This window comes from Streptomyces sp. PU-14G (assembly GCF_041028275.1).
Lineage (GTDB): Bacteria > Actinomycetota > Actinomycetes > Streptomycetales > Streptomycetaceae > Streptomyces.
Genome location: NZ_JASKYT010000470.1, coordinates 1 through 4,741, shown reverse-complemented (window position 1 = coordinate 4,741; position 4,741 = coordinate 1). Strand labels below are relative to the sequence as shown.

Here is a 4,741-nt window from a genome sequence, read left to right as displayed (position 1 = left end):
CGGTGCGGGGGAGTCCGCGGCGGACGGGGACGACGGGCCGGGGTCGGGAGCGGGGGCGCCGGCCCGCTGCGTGGCCTGGGCCAGCTCGTGCCGTACGCCGTCGTCGGTGAGCGGGTCGGGGCGGCTGTACTGGCCGCCGGGGTCGGCGTGCGAGAACGACCACGCCCCGAGCAGGAAGGCGGCGGCGACCGCGCACAGCCACCCGGCCGCGGCGAGGCGGCGGCGGCGCCTCTCGCTCCGGGTGTCGGTGGCCGTTCGGGTCAAGGTCCTGGGCCGCTGCTGTTCGTCGTCCGCCTGGTCGTTCACCCTCGCAGTCTGCCGTTCCCTTTCCTAACGCCGCGTTAAGGAATGGACAATCCGGCTCGGGGCCAGTACAAGCCGTACGGGCACCGGCACCCGCCGGGGCCGTCCCGATCCCGGTGGCTAATGTTCGTGTATGGCGCATCTACTTGTCGTCGAGGACGACCCCCAGCTCCGTGCGGCCCTGGTGAGGGCGTTGCGTGACCGCGGGCACGCCGTCGCCACGGCCTCCTTGGGCATGGCCGGGCTCGACGCGGCCGTCACGCACCGGCCCGACCTGGTCGTGCTGGACCTGGGGCTGCCGGACGTCGACGGCGGTCAGGTCCTGCGGATGCTGCGCTCCGTCAGCGACGTGCCCGTCATCGTCGCCACGGCGCGTGACGACGAACCGGAGATCGTCGCGGCGCTGGAGGACGGCGCCGACGACTACCTCGTCAAACCGTTCGGCTCCGGGCAGTTGGACGCCCGCATCAAGGCCGTGCTGCGGCGGCTCGGCAGCGGCGACCCCGACGAGCCCGAGCCGCCCGTACAGGTCGGCGGGCTGCGGGTCGCCCCCTCCGCCCGCGAGGTGACGCTGGACGGCGAACCGCTGGAACTCACCCCCCGCGAGTTCGACCTGCTGTGCTACCTGGCACGGCGGCAGGGCCAGGTGATATCCCGGCGCGAGCTACTGGCCGAGGTGTGGCAGCAGCCACTGGGCGGAGCCGACAAGACGGTGGACGTCCACCTCTCCTGGCTCCGCAGGAAACTGGGGGAGACCGCCCACAGCCCCCGCTACCTGCACACCGTGCGGACGGTGGGCGTCAAACTCGCCGCACCCGACGCCGCCGCCACACCGGACAGCACCGCCATACCCGACGGCACCGCGGCCCCGGACGGCGCCGGGGACGACGGCTGATGCGCCGGCAACTCCTCGCCCTCATCGGCACCACCACGGCCGTCGTCCTCGCCGTCCTGCTCGTCCCCCTCGCCCTGCTCGTCCGCAGCCACGCCGAGGACCGGGCCATGACGGACGCGACCGAGCGGGCGCAGTCCGTGGCCGCGGTGGTCGGGGGCTCGCTGGGCCGAGGCGGCCACGGCGGTCGCGAGGTCGTCGCCGGGGTACTCGACGGGCTCAACGGCAAGGAACAGCCGCGCACCTCCGTGGTCCTCGCGGACGACACGGTGCTCGGGCCACGGCCCGTCGGGGTCAGCGACGACGCGCTGGCCCTCGCCCGGCACGGCCGCGCCTTCACCTACGCGCCCGGGCAGGCGCGCGGCGGCGGCCGGGTCGTGCTGGTCCCGGTGCTCGGCGCCCAGGGCGGGGCCGGCGGGGCGGCATCCGGGTCGGGCAAGGGGACGGACGCCGGTGGCCGCTCCGCCACCGTCGTCCAGGTCGCCGTCGGCGAGGACCGGCTGCACGCGGGCGTCCTGCCCTCCTGGCTGGCCGTCCTCGGGCTCGGCGTCGCGCTGATGCTGCTCGGCCTCGCCTTCGCTGACCGGCTCGCCGCGCGCATCGTCCGCGCCACCCGGCAGCTCGCCACCGTCTCCGACCGGCTGGCCGCGGGAGAGCTGACCGCCCGCGCCGAACCGGTGGGACCCCGCGAGCTGCGCCAGCTCGCCGGCCGCCTCAACGAGCTGGGCGAGCGCATCGACGGCCTCGTCACCGCCGAACGCGAACGCGGCGCCGACCTCGCACACCGCCTGCGCACGCCGGTCGCCGCGCTGCGGCTCGACGCGGAGGGGCTCCGCGACGCGGACGAGGCCGCCCGGATCGGCGACTCGGTCGCCGCGCTGGAGCGCAGTGTGGACAGCGTCATCCGCGCGGCCAGACGAGCCGGTGCCGCCCCCGGCAGCCGGCGGTGCGACCTGGCCGAACTCGTGCGGGAGCGCGCCGCTTTCTGGGCGCCCCTGGCCGAGGACCAGGGGCGTGCGGTCACCGTCCTCGCGCCCCGCCCGGCTCTCGTGCAGGTGGCGGCGGAGGACCTGACCGCCGTCCTGGACACGCTGATCGGCAACGTCCTCGACCACACCCCCGAAGGCACAGGGCTGTGGCTCACGGTCTCGGCCGGTGCCGACGGCGCCTTCGGCGTCCTCACCGTCGAAGACGACGGCCCGGGGTTCGCCGAGGGCGGCGACGGTACCGCCGACGTGGCCGCGCGCGGCACGAGCGGGGCGGGCTCGACGGGCCTGGGCCTCGACATCGCCCGCACGACGGCGGAGGACTCGGGCGGCGGCGTGACGCTGGGCACCTCGCCGGACCACGGCGGGGCCTCGGTGACCTGCCGCTTCGGCGCGGCGACCCGGCCGTGAACCGGCTCGGCACGGGAACGTCGCCCAGCACGGGATCCGGCTCAGCCGGTAACCGGCTCAGCACGGAAACCGGATCAGTGCGGGATCTGTTCGACCAGCAGCAGGCCGCCGAGCACGATCATCGCCGCCCCGGAGAGCCGGGTGATCAGCCGGGCCGCCGTCGGCCGGGCCCGCAGCACGGTGCGGGCCAGTGAGCCGACGCCCAGGTACACGGCCCCTGCCGTGCACATGTGCAGCAGCCCCAGCAGCCCGATCTGCAGCGCGAGCGGCCAGTTGCCGTGCTGGTCGGCGAACTGGGGCAGCAGCGCGACGTACAGGAGCAGTGCCTTGGGGTTGAGGCCGCTGACCCCGGCGCCCTTGAGCACGCGCGAGCGCGCGTGGGGGCCGGTGGGGGCGGCGGCCACCGCCGCCTCGTCCCCCGCGCCCGGGGGCGTGGCGTCCTTCGCCCCGATCAGCGTCGTCGCCCCGAGCCAGACGAGGTAGGCGGCGCCCAGCAGGGTCAGTGCGGTCAGCACTCCGGGGGTCCGCGCCACCACGGCAGCCACGCCCGCCACGACGACGGCCGTGAGCCCCACGTACCCCAGCATCAGCCCGCCGACCGCGGGGACCACGGACCGGTCGCGCAGTCCTGAGGTGATCGCGTACGCCCAGTCCGCTCCCGGAACGAGGACCAGGAGGAAGGAGACGGCGGCGAAGGCGGCTATGGAGCTGGCAGCCATGGGGACGGTTCTTCCTCTCGAACGGGTGTGGAGAGAAAGAATACGAAGAAATGCCCCAAAGGTGTTCCCTCACCACGTCGCTCAGGCGCCGAATAGTGGAAGAATCTTCCCCATGGACGACATGGACCGGCAGATTCTTGCCGAGCTTCAGGCCGACGGCCGCCTGACCGTGACGGAGCTGGCGGCACGGGTCGGGCTGAGCCTCTCCCCGTGCCACCGCAGGCTGCGCGAGCTGGAGCGCGGCGGAGCGATCCGCGGCTACCGCGCCGTGGTCGACGCCGCGGCCGTCGGCCTCACCTTCGACGCCCTCGTCTTCGTCACGATGCGCCAGGAGGACCGCACCACCATCTCCGCCTTCGAACAGGCCCTCTTCGACCTCCCCCAGGTCATCCAGGCCCAGCGCCTCTTCGGCGACCCCGACTACCTCCTGCGCGTCGTCACCGCCGACCTCGCCGCCTTCCAGCGCCTCTACGACGAGAACCTCGCCACGCTCCCCGGCGTCCAGCGCCTGAGTTCGACCCTCGTGATGAAGCACGTCGTCCACGAACGCCCGCTGCCCGCGTGAGGGCTTCCCTCTGTCACGGCACGGCCGGGGCGGTCCCTGCCTCCGACAGCGTCTCCCCCGGGAACGTCTCCTTCAGCGACCGCAGCCACCGGTTGGCCGGGAGGGCCGGGTCCAGGGCCGCCAGGGAGGCGTACTTGGTGAACTCCGCGGCGCGCAGGCCGTGCTCGTGCAGGAGGAGGTCGGCCTCCGTGAGGTGGCCGTGCGACTTGGTTTCGACGAGGAGCAGATCGCGGGCGCCGTGCACCTCGTTGCCGTCGGCGTCCCGGCAGACCATGGCCGCGTCGGCGGTGATGCGCTGCCCCTCGGCCACGAAGGTGGCGCGGGTGTAGTCGGTGACCAGGCTGGGCGTCAGGTCCGCGGGGACCTCGAAGTCGGAGCCGTAGGCGTCCTGGAGCGTGCGGGCGAGGAAGGCGCGGGAGGCGTCCTCCAGCGCGGGGGCGCGCTCGGCGAGGCGGCGGCGGTACTTGAGCGTCTGGCCGCGCCCGCCCTTGACCTTGATCTCGAACTGCCGCTCGCCGGTGTCCGCGTACAGCCGCTCGCGGATCTTGCAGCGCCGGCGGCGGCCCTGCCGGTGGTCGTGGTAGGCGCGCAGGCCGGGGGTGTCGTAGTAGACGGAGTGGTAGCGGAACCAGCGCCGGCCGCCGATCGACAGGGCGCGGAAGGGCTCGTCGCGGTGCGGGTCGGTCAGGTGTGCCGCGATGTCCTGGAAGGTGGTGGCCCGCACGAGGTAGCAGCGGTCGTACCTGTCCAGCAGCCGGGCGCGCTCGTTGACGGCGTCCAGTCCTATGGGGTGCGCGGCCAGCGCGGCGCGGGCGAGCGCACGGACGGACGGGGCGAGGCGGGCGCGGCCCGAGCAGGCCGGGGC

At 74.5% G+C, this 4,741-nt stretch carries 5 protein-coding genes and 1 pseudogene; 3 read left to right on the top strand and 3 right to left on the bottom strand.

All coding sequences use genetic code 11. The features are described from left to right. Positions 1-306: pseudogene (locus AB8Z75_RS31655) on the bottom strand (hypothetical protein); the annotation flags it as partial. 130 nt (positions 307-436) lie between these two features. Between AB8Z75_RS31655 and AB8Z75_RS31650 the strand changes: the two are divergent. Together AB8Z75_RS31650 and AB8Z75_RS31645 are read left to right on the top strand one after the other, a co-directional pair. Continuing rightward, positions 437-1,198 carry a response regulator transcription factor gene (locus AB8Z75_RS31650; RefSeq protein ID WP_369208051.1) on the top strand — a complete coding sequence of 254 codons (762 nt, stop codon included), beginning with the start codon at positions 437-439 and terminating at the stop codon, positions 1,196-1,198. Next, on the top strand, positions 1,198-2,592 hold the full coding sequence (locus AB8Z75_RS31645) for an ATP-binding protein (RefSeq protein WP_369208049.1): 1,395 nt from the start codon (positions 1,198-1,200) through the stop codon (positions 2,590-2,592). Before AB8Z75_RS31650 ends, AB8Z75_RS31645 begins: the two co-directional genes overlap by 1 nt. A gap of 74 nt (positions 2,593-2,666) precedes the next feature. Here AB8Z75_RS31645 and AB8Z75_RS31640 read toward each other — a convergent pair whose 3' ends face one another. Continuing rightward, positions 2,667-3,311, bottom strand: coding sequence for a LysE family translocator (locus AB8Z75_RS31640; protein WP_369208047.1), 645 nt, complete (start codon positions 3,309-3,311; stop codon positions 2,667-2,669). A gap of 112 nt (positions 3,312-3,423) precedes the next feature. On the opposite strand from AB8Z75_RS31640, the gene AB8Z75_RS31635 reads away from it, so the two are divergent. Continuing rightward, the gene (locus AB8Z75_RS31635) at positions 3,424-3,876 is read left to right on the top strand and encodes an Lrp/AsnC family transcriptional regulator (RefSeq protein WP_369208045.1); all 453 of its coding nucleotides are present in this window, start codon (positions 3,424-3,426) and stop codon (positions 3,874-3,876) included. Positions 3,877-3,889: 13 nt separating this feature from the next. Here the strand turns inward: AB8Z75_RS31635 and AB8Z75_RS31630 are convergent. Further along, positions 3,890-4,741, bottom strand: an 852-nt coding sequence (locus AB8Z75_RS31630) for a VTC domain-containing protein (protein WP_369208043.1), incomplete at its 5' end; no start/stop codon positions are given.

Excerpts from the sequence above, each read along its gene's own strand:
- AB8Z75_RS31645 (WP_369208049.1), top strand. The coding sequence starts at position 1,198 with ATGCGCCGGCAACTCCTCGCCCTCATCGGCACCACCACGGCCGTCGTC.
- AB8Z75_RS31640 (WP_369208047.1), bottom strand. The coding sequence starts at position 3,311 with ATGGCTGCCAGCTCCATAGCCGCCTTCGCCGCCGTCTCCTTCCTCCTG.
- AB8Z75_RS31650 (WP_369208051.1), top strand. The coding sequence starts at position 437 with ATGGCGCATCTACTTGTCGTCGAGGACGACCCCCAGCTCCGTGCGGCC.
- AB8Z75_RS31635 (WP_369208045.1), top strand. The coding sequence starts at position 3,424 with ATGGACGACATGGACCGGCAGATTCTTGCCGAGCTTCAGGCCGACGGC.